The sequence below is a fragment of the Sulfuricurvum sp. PD_MW2 genome (assembly GCF_002633015.1).
Lineage (GTDB): Bacteria > Campylobacterota > Campylobacteria > Campylobacterales > Sulfurimonadaceae > Sulfuricurvum.
Window position 1 is genome coordinate 1 of sequence record NZ_NSIU01000009.1, and the last position, 16,001, is coordinate 16,001.

The window sequence follows — 16,001 nt, forward strand, 5'->3', positions numbered from 1 at the left end:
ACTGTTAGTGATTCCAGTAAGCTCCAAAAATTCACTTGCAGATATTTATGATAAAGCAAAAGAAATTCACACAGAAAAATATACATATGATACTACAACGAGAGAAGAAGAAAGTGGGAATGATAAAACTCCAATACATTCACAAAGTTATGTCATCTCAAAATTTAATGGTATTTCTACGGTTCAAATTGGCTCTATTGTATATTCAAAATATGACAGCAATAACACAGTTGGAGCAAAAGAATCAATTCACGCTATTATCAATTGTGATATTGAACGTAATACAGGAAAAGATTGTCTCGATAATACCGATATGCTTGGAAATGGAATTATGTTCTCTTTCTTAGAAGCTTACGATGCAAATAAATCTGAGATATATCATCAAAAGATCATGAAATGTATTCATGACCAAACATGTAATAATGAAGTAGAAGATGGAAACTTAATTTTTCATGTCTTTCGCAAACCAATCAAAATTACGGAAAACAATATTGAATGGAGTGATATTATTGATGATATTTCTATTACTATCATAAAATAATTTTTTCCCTCCTTTCCACTCTCCTGAGTGGGAATATGCTACTATTCCGCCAAAAAATCTTTAAGAGTCTTATGCATATACTTCCCGTCACCGAAACCAATCTCCATATCTATCATAATCTCGCCCAATGCTATGAGGCTGAGTTCTCTCCCCTCACGGGTAAAAAACCCGATGAATCAGGGTTCTTTGCCCTCGATACCGCTATAAGAGATCATGTACTGGGCTATCTGCTCTATATCGGTGAGACTCCCGCTGGGCTCGCCGCGATTGCATCCAAAGAAAACAATTGTTTCGAAATGTGCGAATTCTATGTCGTTCCCCTCTTTCGCAAAAATGATGCTGGGATGCGCTTTGCTCACGCAATCTGGACACGCCACCATGGAACATGGGAGATTAAACAGATCGAGGGGGCTGAGTACGCCACGGCATTTTGGCGCAAAGCGATCCAACGCTTTCACGATACTCCCTATAATGAAGATCACTACAACGACCCGTATTGGGGCAATGTCCTTCGTCAAACATTTACTATCACTTCATCAAGCATACAAAATCTCTCTTGATTTCAATCAATCCCTTTTCTCTGTCTCTCTCGTATAATTCCCTATTATTGATCTAAAGGGGTCACCATTTTTTACACGACCATTCATACCATTCATCTCCTCTCGGCATTTGTCTATGGAGGATTTTTATTTGTTGATTATCTGTTCCTCTCCAAAATGACGCAAACACTTACACGCGAAGAGCATGCTCGGGCTCGCGAAGCGATCATGATGCACGTGCGCAAAGTTGTCCCTTATGCGCTCTTTGTCGCTGTTGGGAGCGGAATGTACCTTATCACTCAAGTATTCGGTGAAATACGTCCTGAGGGATTGAGTATGTTTCAAACCCTTTTACTTATCAAAGCCCTATTTGGAATGTGGCTTGGGATACGGGGATTTAACCAAAAAATATTCGGCATAAATCCATGGGTATTTAAAACGCATACCCTCCCCTTTTTTCTTGTCGTTGCAATACTCATCCTCTCCCAATTTATGCATTTATAACTCCGCCTATTTTATCTTTGAATATTCAAAGATAACACTATCCTACTTTGCTACAATATAGCACTTCAATCTATTTCACACGGAGATATGTATGAAACAAAAATACCTTCTTACGGCGCTTTTAACCCTCCCTCTCACGGTATTCGCTTACGGACCGATCAACACATGGTACGGCGGTACCACATACGTCGGCAATGTAGAAACATCCGGGTTGATATGGAATTGTACGGGTGGAACCTGTATCCTAAAAGGTCCTTATGGCGATGGGTTGAACATGGCTGTCTGCCAAGATCTATCACGCAAAGTCGGAGGTTTGAGCTACTACTATAATGATACGGGAATGGTCTGGAGCAAGACGAAAAATTCAGCGCTTTTGGATCAGTGTAACGGGAAATAATAAACCCGCGTAAATCCAAGAATATCTAGGAGGGTCATTGTGAATCGGATAATGCTCGAATCGGAATTCTTTCCAATACTCGTGATTTTATTCCTAGGCGTAGCTCTATGGCTGCTCCATATCGGTGTCCAAAACCATTATCTGCTCTCACTTGATCAAAAAGCAGCAGAGTGGTTTCATTCCATCCGAAATCATCGATTGGACGATTTCTTCTCAACCGTTACGTGGATGGGATCGCTTTGGATTCTTCTGCCGTTGTACATTGCTATCATCCTTGTATTTCAACATGACAATACCTCTTTAGAAAAATCACTTGGGATTGCTTTTTTCGGTACGATTGTTACCACATACGCACTCAAATATATGCTGAATCGTCCTCGTCCTCACCTATATGCAATGATAGAGGAGGTACCTCTCGACCCCTCGTTTCCAAGTGCCCATTCTGCCCAAATTGCCGCTTTTTCACTGGGGATTCTCCTCGCTGTCCATCATAATGCCGGATTATTAACCGTTATGACAATCGTGCTTGGGAGTGTTTGCCTCTTGGTTTTCATGTCGAGGATGTATCTTCAGGTTCATTTTCTAACTGACGTTCTATCTGGAATTTTAGTCGCTCTCATCTGGGGAGTCATCTCTTATTCGATTGTACGCAAAGGGGGCATATAATGAAAAATAAATTTCTCGAAACTGGCGAACAGGGATACCATCCGCTACGCAAATTTAAAATCATACTCTCGGGACTGCGATACGCCGTACTCCATGATTTCAGTGTCCTTTATAAAATTGTCGTATCACTGATTTTGCTCATTCCGGTAATGATCTATAGAGAATGGCTTGACGCTTCACTGATTATCCTCGCCACCGGTTTTATGATTGCCGGAGAGATTTTCAATACCGCTATCGAAGCCGTTTGTGATTTTATGGAAACCCGTTATAACGAGAAGATAAAAATCATCAAAGATATCTCCGCAGCCGCAGCCGGAATCACGATATTTGTATGGATGGCTGTATTGGGATATGAGTTGTTTAAAGTGTTACCTCATTTAAGATAGCATCATTGAACAACACAGAAAATTATTACCGGATATTTTTCAAAAAGGCAAAAAATGAAACATTTTGATACAGGTTCTATCGTCGTGATCGCTATCACCTTTATCCTCTTTTCGCTGGCTCTGTTTTTTACGGGATTTACACACGATCTCCTACTGGAAGCGGGAGTTTTTCTGGTTTCGGTGAAATTGATCATCATGAACTATAAATCAAGTGTCTCAGCAGAACGTATCCACAATGAGCTTGGAGAGATCAAAACATTACTTGAAGAACTCAAACACACGAAAGAGCTATAAAAACTATCTCTATCAGGGAAGTATTTCACGCCAAAACTTTTTCGTTATCGGTTAAAACACCTATTTAATTCGTCAATTACTGTTATGTTTCATTTTATTATGCTATAGTTATTGCATCTTGATCTAAAGGGGAGATAATGAAACGTTTGTTTATGGCAACAGCGCTTGCCGCAATAACTACTTCAACGCTAACATTTGCAGCCGATGTGGGGGTTTCGATCAGCATCGGTCAACCCGGATTTTACGGTCGAATCGATATCGGTGATTTTCCAAATCCCAGACTCATCTATGCACAACCTGTCATCATAGATCGGGGAGTACGAATGCACCAAGGACCAATCTACTTGCGTGTTCCGCCTGGGCATGCCAAACATTGGAAAAAACACTGTCACGAATACAATGCCTGCGGTGAGCAGGTTTATTTTGTCCATAATGATTGGTATGAACGCGAGTATGTTCCACGCTATCAAGAACAGCATCGCGACCGTAGAGATGAACGTCAAGACGATTACAGAGACGATCGTCATGCCAACCAAAAGAATGAAGGCAAAGGTCACGGACATAATCATTAAGGTATTTACCTATGGAAATCACATACGCGCATGATACCCTTAAAGACGCTGATTTTACTCTCAACAGTATCCTCGATATCTCCAATCAAGGGTTCTGGGACTGGAACGCCTTAACAGGACATGTTTATCGCAGTATCGGTTGGTATCGTATGCTCGGATATGATCATATTGTGTTCAAAAACGATGTATTTACATGGGAGAACATCATCCATCCCGAAGATTATGATAGAGTAATGGAACATTTTGAATCTTATATTCATGGAGACATCCCTGAATATAGGATCGAATATCGATGTCGAAAATCAGACAACACCTATCTGTGGATTCAAGACAGCGGAAAAATCATCCAAAAAAACAGTGATGGAACCGTCCTGCGTATGATCGGGGCTCATACCAATATCCATGATTTCAAACGCTCTCAAGAAAAGCTTCTCCACCAAAACGAATTGCTCATGAACGATAATCTTTCTCTGGATGCTCTGGTAAAAGAGAGAACCGAAGAGCTCAATCTCATCAATAAAAAACTCCAAGTGCAAATCCAAGAGGTCGAATACAATGCTTCACATGACCGTCTGACAGGATTGTACAACCGACGGGAATTTGAATCGATTTTTGAAAAAGAGATGCATCGCGCCAAACGCTATTTGTATCCTCTTAGTGTCGTTTTGTTCGATATAGATGATTTCAAAAAAATCAATGATACGTATGGACATAAAATTGGAGATGAAGTTTTAATCGGAATCTCTATTCTAGTCCAAAAAATCATTCGGCAAAGTGATACTATCGCTCGATGGGGCGGAGAAGAGTTTATCGTCATTTTTCCCGAAAGTGATTTAGAAAACACCAAAGTAAAAGCCGAAACCATCCGCGCTGCGATTGATCGTGAAATATTCCCTAAAAATCTCCATGTAACCTGCAGTTTCGGTGTCACAACCTATCTCAAAGAAGATACATCTGATTCCTTGTTTATACGATGTGACAATGCGCTCTATCAAGCAAAAAACCTAGGGAAAAACAACGTCCAAGAGGGATAAGCATACTGAAAATGATGGTAAAATTCCTCCATGAAACTTTATCTTACACTCATAACATCATTAACGTTCACCACCGTACTATTTTCCGCATCAACACAGTGTGACGGATTCTACTACAGCAACGAAGCTCCCGATATTGTAAATGCCAAACTGTTCCCTAAAACCAAAGAGCTCTGCTACAGCGGCTTTGCCATCATGCACTCCGGAGTATCACGCACACCGCTTTGGAGCGCTGAGCATCTTACCCGCGAGGGACTTCAGCATAAAAGCAAACGGACCAACGATTTTCATCCTGAAGAGCAGTTGCCCCCTGATGAGCGTGCTGAACTTGAAGATTATGCACGATCGGGCTATGATCGCGGGCACTTAGCACCTGCAGCCGATATGGGAAACAAACAAGCGCAGCATGAATGTTTTACACTCGCCAATATGGTTCCACAAGTGTCCGAGAACAACCGCGGAATTTGGTCGGCTATCGAAGGTTCAACTCGCCATCTGACCAATCAAAAAGGCTCCCTTTACGTAATCACCGGACCAATTTTCAGCGGTTCGCAAGTGAAACGGATCGGAGGTCGTGTCCTCGTTCCTACCAAACTGTACAAAGCGATTTATGATCCATCCAGCGGTGAAGGTGCCGCTTATCTGGTTACAAATGCAGCGGGTAATAACTATGAAGTGATCAGCATCGCTGAACTTGAAAAACAAAGCGGAATAAAATTTTTCCCGAAAATGAGTACATCTGCCAAAGAAAAAACCATGACTTTACCCGAACCGCAGGGGTACAAAGGCAATTCTTACCAGAATAGATCAAATCAGGATATAATCGATATGATCGAAAAAATTTTAAAACGGATGTTCTGAAATGCCCACACAATCTTTTATGGCATACGAAAATGAAACTGATGCTTTCCAAATCGATTCGCTCACAGTCGAGAATCGTTTGGATCGCATCTCGATTTACGGCTCGCTGGACCTCACGAAAAATCGTCACGGTCTCGAATCGGCATTGAAATTGAAACGTATCATCGATGCGTCGATTGATGCACTCAAGCGAGACAAAAACCTACCTGATCAAATTACAACCGTTGCAGCAGAGAGTGTTGAGAACCCTTTTTAAAAAAATTTACTCAACGAGGGTGTAGCTACATTCATTGAAAACATTGTTCTATGCATCCGTATGGACGATATGATTTGCCTGAACCATCCGTTCACAGACAGAATCTATACTTTCCCCTTTTTTCAAAAAAATCAAACTCCCTTTTAATCCGAATTGGGGATAAAAATTGATCAGTTTCTCCAGCGCGCGACCTGCACCGATATGATCTACAAAAGTAAATAATACGGCAATGTAGTGTTCATTCACCTTTTTTATAATATCGCTTTGGCGTACACTGTCCATCAAATGTGCTTTATCTATATCGTATTCATCACATGCTACTAAGGCAAAATTGGCTTCAATGTTATATCGCTCGAGTGTGTAAAGTGCCATTTTAATATCTTGTTCAAATGCAAGTTTCAAATCGACGACACTAAGCTCTTTCATTTCATTCTCTCTTCAAATAATGGTTAAAAATCGTATTTTATCGCATTTAACTCTTATCTCAATGAAGATAAAATAACTCTTTTCAAAAGGGATCAAGATGTTCAAAATAAAATCACTCGTAATAGCATCATGTTTATGGTTCGGTTCTGCCTACGGAGCAGAAAATACAACCGCATGGGAACTATTCGCATGGATGGAAGATTCTCTCAAAGGGGAATGGAAACTCTCATCAGCACAAACCGGTACCGAATCGTATAAACATAAAGCGGTTCTCCCTCTCCTCGGTACCGATACGACGGCTATGGCATTCAAACTCATCGGTGGAGAAGTGACCCTCCAAGAAGATCTCCTCCCGGGTACCGCTAAACAAATGGTGAGCATGTATCATTGCAAAGAGATCGCGTGCACCAATATCAAAGCGACCCATTACTGCTCGAAACAAAATCAACCCGAATTTATCGCCAATTTGCGCGAAAGCACCCCGAATCGAATCGTATTTGACTGCGATATGAGTACTGAACTCTGTCAGTCGGATGAAGACCATATCCACCAAATCATCCATGAACTCTCTAACAACGGCAAACATCTCAAAAGTTCCTATTTTTCGTGGAAAGATAAAAAACTAAGTTCCACCCATTCCATCTACCATTTCGACCGCAAATAGCCATTTGGCTATAATGCGCTAATTATTATAAGGGTATCCATCCATGTCTACATCCCCAACACTTCTCCAACAATTCCGTTCGTTTTGTTTTCAAAACAATGCTACCGATGTCGAAAAAGCAATCGAGTATTTCGCCGTTTTCGGAGGGATGGGGTACAGTGTCGATATGTCCAAGCCCCTCGAAGAGCTAATCGATGAGAAGATACTCAAAAACTATCGCTATATCCATGCCGATTTGACCAAAATCACCCAAAGCAACAAAGCGCATCATGCCCTCCTCTCGGCAGTCGCTTTAGGTGATCGCCGTGAGTACTCAGCCTACCGACGTGCCGATCTCAGTCGAAAAGAAGGAGAGGAGTCGGCTGCCTTTTTAATCAAATTCGGATTACTCTCTCGACAATCTTCCCAAGCAGATCCCGTCGATGAGAAGGAAGAAGTCTCTCCCCGCCTTCTCTTTACCGCTCCGTTTTACCGTTTCTGGTTCGCTTCCGTTTCTCCGTATTACAAGGGGGTCAAAGAGGGAGATTTCAACGAAATGAAATTGAAGTGGGAAAATACCAAACAAAGCTTCTTCGATCAGATCTACGAAGGGTTGGTCATTGCTCTTGTCAAACAAAGTTTCAAAGAGGACTGGATTGTTAAAATCGGTTCTTACTGGGATAAAACGAACGAAATCGAAATTTTAGGAAAAACCAAAGGGGGAAAAGTAATCGCGGGATTGTGCAAATATTCAAAATCCAAGGCCAATAAAAGCGAACTTGCCAAGCTTCAGGAAAAATGTGCAAAAGCCTCACTCACAGCCGATATTTTTATAGTTTTTTCAAAAAGCGGTTTTTCCAGCGAGTTCAAAAAAGAGAAAAGCGAAACACTCAAACTTTACACCCTAAAAAATTTAAAAAGTTTGTTAGAGGATCTTAGCGACAAAGATCTCCTCGTCCACACCAATAAAAAGTACTAAAATGCAAAAAGCCTATAATCATATTCTCCTAATCAAGAAACCATGAGGTGTCGACGGAACAATAGGTCGACTACAAAATGGGGGGCATTCCACTGCGCTATTAGCGATTCTTTCCCTCACGCTTATACCGAAATTCCGTTAATTGTCGTCAAAAAAGGGGGAAAGTGCTTAATTTTTAATCTCCCCATCTTCTCTCAAACGGATATAATTACTTTACTCAACTTAAATTAATCGGCTCCGATAAGGGAACTTTTTACTTCGATTGAGAGTAAAAGGATCCTCTATGTCAGATTATCACCTTCAATCTCTGGGGCGTAAAGAGTACATAGCATCCACCGCGTTGATCCAAGATGGCCCTTCTCTTCGTTTTTCCGATCAATCCTTAGCATGGTGGGATCGCCATTTCAGTTGGAACGCTCAAGGGTGCTATGTCTTATGTGATGAAAACAATACCCATTTGTGCTATCTATTTAGTAAAATCGATCGTTATGCCGAATACTTAACCCTTTATAATATCTTTACCCCTCTGGTTCATCGACGCAACGGGTACGCGACACTACTGCTCAAAATGATTTTAGATGCGGCACTGAAACAACATGTCAAAAGGATAACGTTTTCTTCAATTTCTACCTCACTCGATTTTTATACCGTTTTAGGATTTATCTATTGGGGAATCAATGAAATCGGAGACTATTATTGCAATCTCCCCCTCCCAAAAGAGGGACTAGATGGTATCATCTCCATGACACAAAAAAGCGATATTGAACTGCTCATAGGAAAACACATTGATACCATTTTCACAAAAATAGACGGTAACGAGCATCGTCTTTCTGCTGAACAAATTCTCCTTTATGAAGCGGATATTGTGAAACTCGGAGCACATTACGCACATGATCGATTACAGGTTCTAAAAGCCAGAACAGTGTAGTATGTCAAAAAAAACTAAAGGATCATCATGGCATGGGCAACCGCGCGTCATATCTTAGTCAGCACCGAAGCAGAATGCAACGAACTTAAACAACAAATTGAAGAGGGGCTCTCATTTGCCGAAGCGGCAGCAGATCACTCTCAATGTCCATCAGGGCGCAAAGGGGGCGATTTGGGTCGTTTCACTCCGGGACAAATGGTTCCTGAGTTCGATAAAGCGGTATTTACCGGTGATGTCGGCGTTCTCTACGGTCCGATCAAAACCCAATTCGGCTATCACTTGCTCGAAGTGACGGCACGAGGCTAATCTCTCATTTATAGCACCTCCTGTGCTATAATAAATCCATGCAAAAATATATCCACTACGATCCTTCTCCCGAAGAGATACACACCTACTGTATGCAAGTTACCCGTGACGACAACCATCATTACTACAAAATTCATCTATCCGAACTCACCGAAGGTCAGCGCAAACATTTCTCCCAAAAATTCGGCATCTCCCTCAACATCTTAGAGAGTGAACAGTACCTCACGTTGGTTCGAATCACCGATATTTGAGGGATTATGAAAAATGCTAATCAAGCTTCGTTTGATGTGATCGTCGTCGGTGCCGGAGCGGCGGGAATCATGGCAGCCATTACCGCTGCACGACAGGGAAAACGGGTACTTCTACTCGAAAAACTTTCCAAAATAGCCGCCAAGCTCAAAGCAACGGGAGGCGGTCGATGCAATCTCACCAATACCCTCAGCAATGAGGATTTTATGGTACGTTTTGGACGCAACGGACGGTTTATGACCCCTGCTTTGAATGCCCTCGATCATAAAGCACTCATCGCATTTTTTGCCGACATCGGTGTTGAGAGTCATGCACCAGATGGCTACCGTGTTTTTCCCGTGTCGCACAGTTCTGTGAGTATCATCACCGCCCTTGAAGAGGAGATGGAGCGACTCGGAGTGTGTCTCATCACCTCTGAGCGGGTCGAGAAGCTCGAACACGACGGTGAACGTGTCTGCGGAGTGAGTACATGTGAGCACACCTACACCGCCCCTAACGTCATACTCGCTAGCGGAGGACTCGGATACCCGCAATTAGGTGCCGAAGGGGATGGTTTTACGATCGCTTCGTCAGTGGGACACAAGGTAACCGAACTCTACCCCGCCATGATGCCCCTTCGGACACAGGAGAACTGGGTAGCCGATTGTCGCGCCGATACGATCGCCAAAGTCGAAATCCGTATTGATCACCCAAAAGCCAAAGCTATCCGCGCCCATGGAGATCTTATTTTTACCCAAAACGGTATCCGAGGACCCGTCGTTCTCGATGTTGCCCGTGAAATCACCCCCCTGATCGAAAAATACGGCACTGTTGCACTCCTCATTAATATGACCAAAGGGCTTAACGAAGAGCAATTGCGTGCTCATATCAAGCGTGAGATCGATAAACATCCAGAGCAGTCCGTTCTCACCCATATGATGACTCTGCTCCCAGAATCGGTGTGCCGTGCGCTATGTTCCCTTGCCCAAGCCGACCCCGACAAAGGTTTTAACCGTCTTGAGGGGGTCGTGCGTGACAGTCTCATCAAGCTTCTCGCATGGACACCGCTCACCGTGATCGGTCATGACGGGTTCAAAATGGCGATGATCACCCGAGGCGGTATATCACTCAAAGAGATCTCTCCCGATACGATGGAGAGCAAAATTCTCAAAGGGCTCTATTTTTGCGGAGAAGTGATGGATTTGGACGGTCCCTGCGGCGGCTATAATCTGCAATGGAGTTTTTCAAGCGGATATTTGGCAGGATTTCTGGGTGAAGTTTCCACGAAAGCGCTATAATAATTTTTATGAAAAAGACAGCTCTTCTATCGCTATTTTTTGTATTACTGATGAGTGGGTGCCAATCCACCGATCCTCAGATGTACAACGGCTACGCTGAGGGGGAGTTTGTCAACGTCTCCTCCACCCAAAGCGGTAAACTCGACAAGCTTTTTGTGACGCGCGGTGCGCAGATCTCTGCAAATGACAATCTCTTTGCTCTGGAGTGCGAAAGCGAAGTGTTGGCACTCCAACAAGCCCAGGCTGATCTCGCCGCCGCCGAAGCGACCCTCAGCGATTATCAAAAAGGGGCTCGTCCCGAAGAGATCCGTGTCATCGAAGCACAACTTTCCCAAGCAGTCGCTTCGGCTGAGAATGCTGCCAGAGAGTTTGAACGAAACAGCGCCCTCTTTCCAACCAATGCCGTCTCCAAAACCCAACTGGATGCTTCAGAAGCGTTAGCCAAATCGACCTCTGCCAAAGTCAAAGAGCTCAAAAACAGCCTCAATGTTGCCAAACTCTCCAAACGCCCCGATCAAATCAAAGCCCAAAAAGATCGGATTGCTCAATTGCGCTCTGTACTCAAACAAGCACAATGGAAAATTGATGAGAAAGGGGTCAAATCACGCTATCAAGCGCTCGTATACGACACCCTCTACCGTGAGGGGGAATTTGTCCCGCAAGGGGGGATTATCGTCCGTCTCCTCCCTCCGCAAAATATAAAAATCCGCTTTTTTGTCCCCCAAAAGATTGCCGAATCGTTGCAAATCGGAACCAATATTTCCATTACTCAACGCAGTGACGGCAAAAAAATCACTGCACACGTCACCTACATCTCACCCGAAGCAGAATTCACCCCTCCTATCATCTACAGCAACGAGTCCAAAAGCAAGCTTTCCTATATGATCGAAGCCTATCCATCGAAAAATGATGCTCCGTTGCTCCATCCGGGGCAACCTGTGGAAGTGACACTTGAGCACCACTGACGCGGCCATTGAGGTTCGGGGACTAAACAAATACTTCGGCGACAAACACGTCGTCAAAGATCTCTCCCTCTCAGTCGGACGGGGAGAAATCCTCGGTTTTTTAGGTCCAAACGGGAGCGGAAAAACAACCGCGATCCGAATGCTGTGCGGATTGCTCACCCCCGATAGCGGTGAGGGGCATTGTCTGGGATACGATATTCGCACCCAAAGCGACGCGATCAAACGAGATGTCGGGTATATGACCCAAAAATTTTCCTACTGGGAAGATTTGAGTATCCGTGAAAATCTCGATTTCGTCGCACGGGTGTATGAACTCGCCAACCGTAAACACGTCGTCGATGAGGCGCTCGAAACCCTCGGACTCACCTCCCGTGCCTCTCAGCTCGCACGTTCCCTCTCGGGGGGATGGAAACAGCGTCTTGCACTCGCGGCGTGTATGCTCCGTCATCCAAAACTGCTGCTGCTGGATGAGCCCACCGCAGGGGTCGATCCGAATGCACGGCGCGATTTTTGGGAAGAGCTGCATGAGCTGGCGGCAAAAGGGGTATCGGTACTCATCAGCACCCACTATATGGACGAAGCGGAACGATGCCATAAACTCGCCTACATTGCGTATGGTAATCTCCTCGCGCAGGGGAGTGCACACAGTATCATCGAGAGCCAAAACCTCTCAACCTATGAAATCACTGGTAAGTCACTGATGGAAGTTTCCAAATCGCTTGAAAAGCATGATGCCATCGAACAAACGGTCATTTTCGGCTCGACCCTCCATATCAGCGGAAAAGATCCTCACTCTATCGAATCGCTGCTCCAAACCTATCCTCACAAACCGATTCCGACTTCGCTCGAAGATGTCTTTATTTATCTGATGCGTCAGAGCCGAGACAATTATGGAAACAGCCATGAGCTTTAGTTTCAACCGCTGGTGGGCCATCGTCCTCAAAGAATTTTTACAGCTCAAGCGTGATCGGGTTACCTTTGCGATGATGCTCGTTCTGCCGATCATCCAACTCGCACTGTTCGGATTTGCAATCAATACCGATCCAAAACATCTCCCGACTGCTGTTGTAGCGTATGATCAGAGCGAGTTTACCCGCAGCTTTATCTCTTCGATGGAGACCTCGGAATATTTCGCGATCGATACACGCTATAGCTCAGAGCAACAAGCCCAAGAAGCATTGCAAAAAGGGGAAATCCAGTTTATCCTCACGATCCCATCGGATTTCACCAAAAAACTTTTGCGGGGAGAAAAACCTACACTGCTGATGGAAGCCGATGCGACCGATCCGGTAACGATCTCAATTGCCCTATCCTCGGTTCAAGGGATCACCGAACAAGTGATGAAAAAGGATTTGAAAGGTTCCCTCTCACCCCTGTGGAGCCAAAAAGAGCCTTTTGATGTGCGGGTTCACCGTCTCTATAACCCCAACGGTATCAATCAATACAACATCATCCCTGGGCTCATGGGAACCGTTATGACAATGACCCTCACCATGATGACGGCACTTGCTATCACCCGAGAACGCGAACGCGGAACAATGGAAAATCTCCTCGCTACCCCTGCCCGACCGCTGGAGATTATGAGCGGGAAAATCATCCCCTATGTCTTTATCGGGCTGATTCAAGCTTCACTGATCCTTTTTGCCTCCCACATCGTGTTCGGAGTTCCCTTCAACGGTTCGATCCCTCTGGTATATATGGTGGTTCTTCTCTTCATCGCCGTCAATCTGACCATCGGAATCACCATTTCCTCGTTGGCGCAGAACATGCTTCAGGCGTTGCAACTCACCATTTTCTATTTTCTTCCCAGTATTCTCCTCTCAGGATTTATGTTTCCCTTCTCGGGAATGCCGACATGGGCACAGCATATCGGCGAACTCCTCCCCCTCACCTATTTCAATCGTCTCATTCGGGGAATCATCCTCAAAGGGAACGATTTTTGGTATCTTTGGCCGAACATTTGGCCGTTGATGATTATCGGTGCGGTGATGATGACCTTAGCGGTTCGATTTTACAAAAAGACTCTCGATTAGCGGGTATAATTTCTCTTTATTTTGACACGAAGCGACCTTATGCGAAAACTTTTTGTACTTTTTGCCCTTGTTTTGCAACTTACCCTCTTGGCAGATTCACCGATAATTTATGATATTCGAGGCGCTTCACCGCTGCTTGATGCCAACATGAGCCAATTTTTGGATAACTGGAGAACCAAAACGATCACTCCCATCAAGTCGGGCGAATACCAAAACGTCATTGTCAACGGAGATACGACGAAAAAAAGTATTTCCCTCACCTTTGATGACTCACCTGATGAAAACAATACGGCACAGCTTCTTGATATACTCAAAACACACCGTGTAAAAGCCTCTTTTTTCATGATCGGCAATACGATGAAAGATACCAATATCACCGTTGTCAAACGGGCAAGCGATGAAGGGCATCTGGTGCTCAACCACTCTTTTACCCATCCAAGATTGAGCAATCTCGATGAAAACGGTGTCATTACCCAACTGGATCAAGCCGCAACGCGGATAGAAAGTATCACCGGACATTACCCGATCCTCTATCGCCCACCGTATGGCTCGATCAATTCACTCGTCGTCAAAAGTGTGAATGCTCAGGGATTCACTACGGTACTTTGGTCGCTCGATTCACTCGATTGGACCCTCAAAGATCCCAATGCCATCATCGACAATGTTCTCTCCAACATTCGCAATGGAGATATCATCCTGATGCACCGCACCCCGGCCAGTGTGGGTGCACTTGCACCGATTATAGAAAAACTCTCGGAAAGAGGATATACCTTTGTTCGGTTGGATGAATTCTTGGGGATGAGGGCGTATCGCTAAAATCACGCTATAATTGCACTATCATTTGCGTTTTCGGTCTACGCTTGAGTTTCCTCACCGACCGCTTATCTCCCCTCTTGAATGAGGCTTAATTATCCAAGGACTTTTTATGTCATCTACCATCAAACGCCAAAACCACCGTATCCATCCGTGTAACACCGAGCAAAAAAATGCCCTCATCCAATTTTTGATTCAAAACCATGCCGGCAAAAATATCCTTATCGTTACCTCAGATAACGCTGAAGAACTCACCGGTCTTGTAAGCGCTAAAACCATCACGCTCGTCAGCGATGAACAATTATCAAAAGCACCTGATCTTCGCTGTGATGTTCTCATCAGCTACGATCTTCCTGAAAAAGCGATCCTTTATATGTCTCGCTTTGCACGTGCCAGCGAATATGCCCTTATCCTCCTCGATACGGAAGACCAAAAACGGCTCTACCCTATCGAACTGCTTAACGGACGCACCATTGTCCAAGAGGTGATCAAAGGGTTTGAACCGAACTTTGGAATTGCCGTTGAAAATGTTCAAAAAGCGCAAGTACAAGCAGAAAAAGAAGCTCGAAAAGAGTATTTTGCTATCCAAGATGCAAAAAAGAAAGAGTCACGCCAAAAACGCGATACCCGTCCTGAACGCAACCGTGATGATGCACCGCGCAACGATCGACGTCCTCAACGTAAAGAAGACGATGGTTTTAGCGCCAAAAAGCAACAAAACGCAAAACCGCGCTATCTCGGTAAGGACGAAAACGGGAAACCGATCTTCGAGGGAAAAACCCGCGAACGAAACCACTATATCGACGGAACACCGCGCACTGATGAAGAAAAGCGTTCACGCTCAAAATTTGACAGTAAACCGAAATTTTTCGGAGATAAAGCGAAAAGTTCGGATGAACGAAAACCATCCGATGGAGAAAAGAAACCTTATGGAGAGAAAAAACCATTCGATAAAGATAAAAAACCATTTGGTGACAAGAAAGCATACGGAGACAAACCCGCTTTCGGAGAGAAAAAACCGTACGATAAAGACGGCAAAAAACCATTCGGTGAGAAAAAGCCTTACGGGGATAAACCAGCTTTCGGTGAAAAGAAAGCCTATGGGGATAAAAAACCTTACGGAGACAAAAAACCGTTTGGGGATAAAAAACCCTACCAAGATCGAAAACCCTCCGAAGCACCTGCGGCACCGAAACGTGCTCCACGCCGCATCGATGTGAAATCGTTCAAATCACCGAAAGAGAGTGAATAATCTCTTTTAAATCGATGTCCTTAATAGAGTATTAACGCTAACTCTATTACAATATCTTCACTATTCCCTACAGGAGAAGA

General features: G+C 44.1%; 23 protein-coding genes. 22 read left to right on the plus strand and 1 reads right to left on the minus strand.

Annotated features, from left to right (window positions below; all coding sequences use genetic code 11):
* From CJD30_RS05645 to CJD30_RS05695, 11 genes are all read left to right on the plus strand, one after another.
* Positions 1 to 541: hypothetical protein (locus CJD30_RS05645; RefSeq protein WP_294917221.1), on the plus strand; the 541-nt coding region annotated here is incomplete at its 5' end.
* A 71-nt stretch (positions 542 to 612) separates the two neighbouring features.
* Entirely contained in the window at positions 613 to 1,101 is a 489-nt protein-coding gene (locus tag CJD30_RS05650; RefSeq protein WP_294917223.1) for a hypothetical protein, read from the plus strand.
* A 156-nt stretch (positions 1,102 to 1,257) separates the two neighbouring features.
* Positions 1,258 to 1,584, plus strand: a complete 327-nt coding sequence (locus CJD30_RS05655) for a hypothetical protein (RefSeq protein WP_294917225.1) — start codon at positions 1,258 to 1,260, stop codon at positions 1,582 to 1,584.
* Positions 1,585 to 1,675: 91 nt separating this feature from the next.
* Entirely contained in the window at positions 1,676 to 1,981 is a 306-nt protein-coding gene (locus CJD30_RS05660; RefSeq protein ID WP_294917228.1) for a hypothetical protein, read from the plus strand.
* Between the two features lie 39 nt (positions 1,982 to 2,020).
* A complete protein-coding gene (locus CJD30_RS05665) occupies positions 2,021 to 2,647 on the plus strand; it encodes a phosphatase PAP2 family protein (protein ID WP_294917231.1) in 627 nt (208 codons plus the stop codon).
* Positions 2,647 to 3,033 (plus strand): diacylglycerol kinase, encoded by a 387-nt coding sequence (locus tag CJD30_RS05670; protein WP_294917233.1) that lies wholly within the window; start codon positions 2,647 to 2,649, stop codon positions 3,031 to 3,033. Before CJD30_RS05665 ends, CJD30_RS05670 begins: the two co-directional genes overlap by 1 nt.
* 54 nt (positions 3,034 to 3,087) lie before the next feature.
* On the plus strand, positions 3,088 to 3,327 hold the full coding sequence (locus tag CJD30_RS05675; protein WP_294917235.1) for a hypothetical protein: 240 nt from the start codon (positions 3,088 to 3,090) through the stop codon (positions 3,325 to 3,327).
* A 137-nt stretch (positions 3,328 to 3,464) separates the two neighbouring features.
* The gene (locus tag CJD30_RS05680; protein WP_294917238.1) at positions 3,465 to 3,899 is read left to right on the plus strand and encodes a hypothetical protein; all 435 of its coding nucleotides are present in this window, start codon (positions 3,465 to 3,467) and stop codon (positions 3,897 to 3,899) included.
* 11 nt (positions 3,900 to 3,910) lie between these two features.
* On the plus strand, positions 3,911 to 4,933 hold the full coding sequence (locus tag CJD30_RS05685; RefSeq protein WP_294917240.1) for a sensor domain-containing diguanylate cyclase: 1,023 nt from the start codon (positions 3,911 to 3,913) through the stop codon (positions 4,931 to 4,933).
* Between the two features lie 30 nt (positions 4,934 to 4,963).
* Positions 4,964 to 5,794, plus strand: coding sequence for a DNA/RNA non-specific endonuclease (locus CJD30_RS05690; protein ID WP_294917243.1), 831 nt, complete (start codon positions 4,964 to 4,966; stop codon positions 5,792 to 5,794).
* A 19-nt stretch (positions 5,795 to 5,813) separates the two neighbouring features.
* On the plus strand, positions 5,814 to 6,050 hold the full coding sequence (locus tag CJD30_RS05695) for a hypothetical protein (protein WP_294917244.1): 237 nt from the start codon (positions 5,814 to 5,816) through the stop codon (positions 6,048 to 6,050).
* Positions 6,051 to 6,098: 48 nt separating this feature from the next.
* Here CJD30_RS05695 and CJD30_RS05700 read toward each other — a convergent pair whose 3' ends face one another.
* Entirely contained in the window at positions 6,099 to 6,476 is a 378-nt protein-coding gene (locus CJD30_RS05700) for a hypothetical protein (RefSeq protein ID WP_294917246.1), read from the minus strand.
* A gap of 97 nt (positions 6,477 to 6,573) precedes the next feature.
* Here CJD30_RS05700 and CJD30_RS05705 point away from each other — a divergent pair, with 97 nt between their 5' ends.
* From CJD30_RS05705 to CJD30_RS05755, 11 genes are all read left to right on the plus strand, one after another.
* Positions 6,574 to 7,140: a hypothetical protein gene (locus tag CJD30_RS05705; RefSeq protein ID WP_294917249.1), complete on the plus strand. Its 567-nt coding sequence runs from the start codon at positions 6,574 to 6,576 to the stop codon at positions 7,138 to 7,140.
* A 43-nt stretch (positions 7,141 to 7,183) separates the two neighbouring features.
* Positions 7,184 to 8,098 carry a DUF234 domain-containing protein gene (locus CJD30_RS05710; RefSeq protein WP_294917250.1) on the plus strand — a complete coding sequence of 305 codons (915 nt, stop codon included), beginning with the start codon at positions 7,184 to 7,186 and terminating at the stop codon, positions 8,096 to 8,098.
* Between the two features lie 283 nt (positions 8,099 to 8,381).
* Positions 8,382 to 9,026, plus strand: a complete 645-nt coding sequence (locus tag CJD30_RS05715; protein WP_294917252.1) for a GNAT family N-acetyltransferase — start codon at positions 8,382 to 8,384, stop codon at positions 9,024 to 9,026.
* A gap of 27 nt (positions 9,027 to 9,053) precedes the next feature.
* Entirely contained in the window at positions 9,054 to 9,332 is a 279-nt protein-coding gene (locus tag CJD30_RS05720) for a peptidylprolyl isomerase (protein WP_294917254.1), read from the plus strand.
* A gap of 38 nt (positions 9,333 to 9,370) precedes the next feature.
* Positions 9,371 to 9,583 (plus strand): hypothetical protein, encoded by a 213-nt coding sequence (locus CJD30_RS05725; RefSeq protein WP_294917256.1) that lies wholly within the window; start codon positions 9,371 to 9,373, stop codon positions 9,581 to 9,583.
* Positions 9,584 to 9,589: 6 nt separating this feature from the next.
* Positions 9,590 to 10,858: an NAD(P)/FAD-dependent oxidoreductase gene (locus CJD30_RS05730; protein WP_294917258.1), complete on the plus strand. Its 1,269-nt coding sequence runs from the start codon at positions 9,590 to 9,592 to the stop codon at positions 10,856 to 10,858.
* An 8-nt stretch (positions 10,859 to 10,866) separates the two neighbouring features.
* Positions 10,867 to 11,823: an HlyD family efflux transporter periplasmic adaptor subunit gene (locus tag CJD30_RS05735; RefSeq protein WP_294917260.1), complete on the plus strand. Its 957-nt coding sequence runs from the start codon at positions 10,867 to 10,869 to the stop codon at positions 11,821 to 11,823.
* Complete coding sequence (locus tag CJD30_RS05740; protein ID WP_294917262.1) at positions 11,810 to 12,736, plus strand: ABC transporter ATP-binding protein; 927 nt, start codon at positions 11,810 to 11,812, stop codon at positions 12,734 to 12,736. The genes CJD30_RS05735 and CJD30_RS05740 overlap by 14 nt, the downstream gene beginning before the upstream one ends.
* Positions 12,714 to 13,856 carry an ABC transporter permease gene (locus CJD30_RS05745; protein ID WP_294917264.1) on the plus strand — a complete coding sequence of 381 codons (1,143 nt, stop codon included), beginning with the start codon at positions 12,714 to 12,716 and terminating at the stop codon, positions 13,854 to 13,856. The genes CJD30_RS05740 and CJD30_RS05745 overlap by 23 nt, the downstream gene beginning before the upstream one ends.
* A gap of 39 nt (positions 13,857 to 13,895) precedes the next feature.
* Positions 13,896 to 14,672, plus strand: coding sequence for a polysaccharide deacetylase family protein (locus CJD30_RS05750; RefSeq protein ID WP_294917267.1), 777 nt, complete (start codon positions 13,896 to 13,898; stop codon positions 14,670 to 14,672).
* Positions 14,673 to 14,781: 109 nt separating this feature from the next.
* The gene (locus tag CJD30_RS05755) at positions 14,782 to 15,921 is read left to right on the plus strand and encodes a hypothetical protein (RefSeq protein WP_294917269.1); all 1,140 of its coding nucleotides are present in this window, start codon (positions 14,782 to 14,784) and stop codon (positions 15,919 to 15,921) included.
* Positions 15,922 to 16,001: the final 80 nt, after the last annotated feature.

Bases quoted from the DNA above. Each gene is read 5' to 3' on its own strand.
- CJD30_RS05705 (WP_294917249.1), top strand. From the start codon at position 6,574: ATGTTCAAAATAAAATCACTCGTAATAGCATCATGTTTATGGTTCGGT.
- CJD30_RS05725 (WP_294917256.1), top strand. From the start codon at position 9,371: ATGCAAAAATATATCCACTACGATCCTTCTCCCGAAGAGATACACACC.
- CJD30_RS05695 (WP_294917244.1), top strand. From the start codon at position 5,814: ATGGCATACGAAAATGAAACTGATGCTTTCCAAATCGATTCGCTCACA.
- CJD30_RS05670 (WP_294917233.1), top strand. From the start codon at position 2,647: ATGAAAAATAAATTTCTCGAAACTGGCGAACAGGGATACCATCCGCTA.
- CJD30_RS05755 (WP_294917269.1), top strand. From the start codon at position 14,782: ATGTCATCTACCATCAAACGCCAAAACCACCGTATCCATCCGTGTAAC.
- CJD30_RS05750 (WP_294917267.1), top strand. From the start codon at position 13,896: ATGCGAAAACTTTTTGTACTTTTTGCCCTTGTTTTGCAACTTACCCTC.
- CJD30_RS05720 (WP_294917254.1), top strand. From the start codon at position 9,054: ATGGCATGGGCAACCGCGCGTCATATCTTAGTCAGCACCGAAGCAGAA.
- CJD30_RS05660 (WP_294917228.1), top strand. From the start codon at position 1,676: ATGAAACAAAAATACCTTCTTACGGCGCTTTTAACCCTCCCTCTCACG.
- CJD30_RS05745 (WP_294917264.1), top strand. From the start codon at position 12,714: ATGGAAACAGCCATGAGCTTTAGTTTCAACCGCTGGTGGGCCATCGTC.
- CJD30_RS05685 (WP_294917240.1), top strand. From the start codon at position 3,911: ATGGAAATCACATACGCGCATGATACCCTTAAAGACGCTGATTTTACT.
- CJD30_RS05655 (WP_294917225.1), top strand. From the start codon at position 1,258: ATGACGCAAACACTTACACGCGAAGAGCATGCTCGGGCTCGCGAAGCG.
- CJD30_RS05700 (WP_294917246.1), bottom strand. From the start codon at position 6,476: ATGAAAGAGCTTAGTGTCGTCGATTTGAAACTTGCATTTGAACAAGAT.
- CJD30_RS05710 (WP_294917250.1), top strand. From the start codon at position 7,184: ATGTCTACATCCCCAACACTTCTCCAACAATTCCGTTCGTTTTGTTTT.
- CJD30_RS05650 (WP_294917223.1), top strand. From the start codon at position 613: ATGCATATACTTCCCGTCACCGAAACCAATCTCCATATCTATCATAAT.
- CJD30_RS05730 (WP_294917258.1), top strand. From the start codon at position 9,590: ATGAAAAATGCTAATCAAGCTTCGTTTGATGTGATCGTCGTCGGTGCC.
- CJD30_RS05715 (WP_294917252.1), top strand. From the start codon at position 8,382: ATGTCAGATTATCACCTTCAATCTCTGGGGCGTAAAGAGTACATAGCA.
- CJD30_RS05690 (WP_294917243.1), top strand. From the start codon at position 4,964: ATGAAACTTTATCTTACACTCATAACATCATTAACGTTCACCACCGTA.
- CJD30_RS05735 (WP_294917260.1), top strand. From the start codon at position 10,867: ATGAAAAAGACAGCTCTTCTATCGCTATTTTTTGTATTACTGATGAGT.
- CJD30_RS05680 (WP_294917238.1), top strand. From the start codon at position 3,465: ATGAAACGTTTGTTTATGGCAACAGCGCTTGCCGCAATAACTACTTCA.
- CJD30_RS05675 (WP_294917235.1), top strand. From the start codon at position 3,088: ATGAAACATTTTGATACAGGTTCTATCGTCGTGATCGCTATCACCTTT.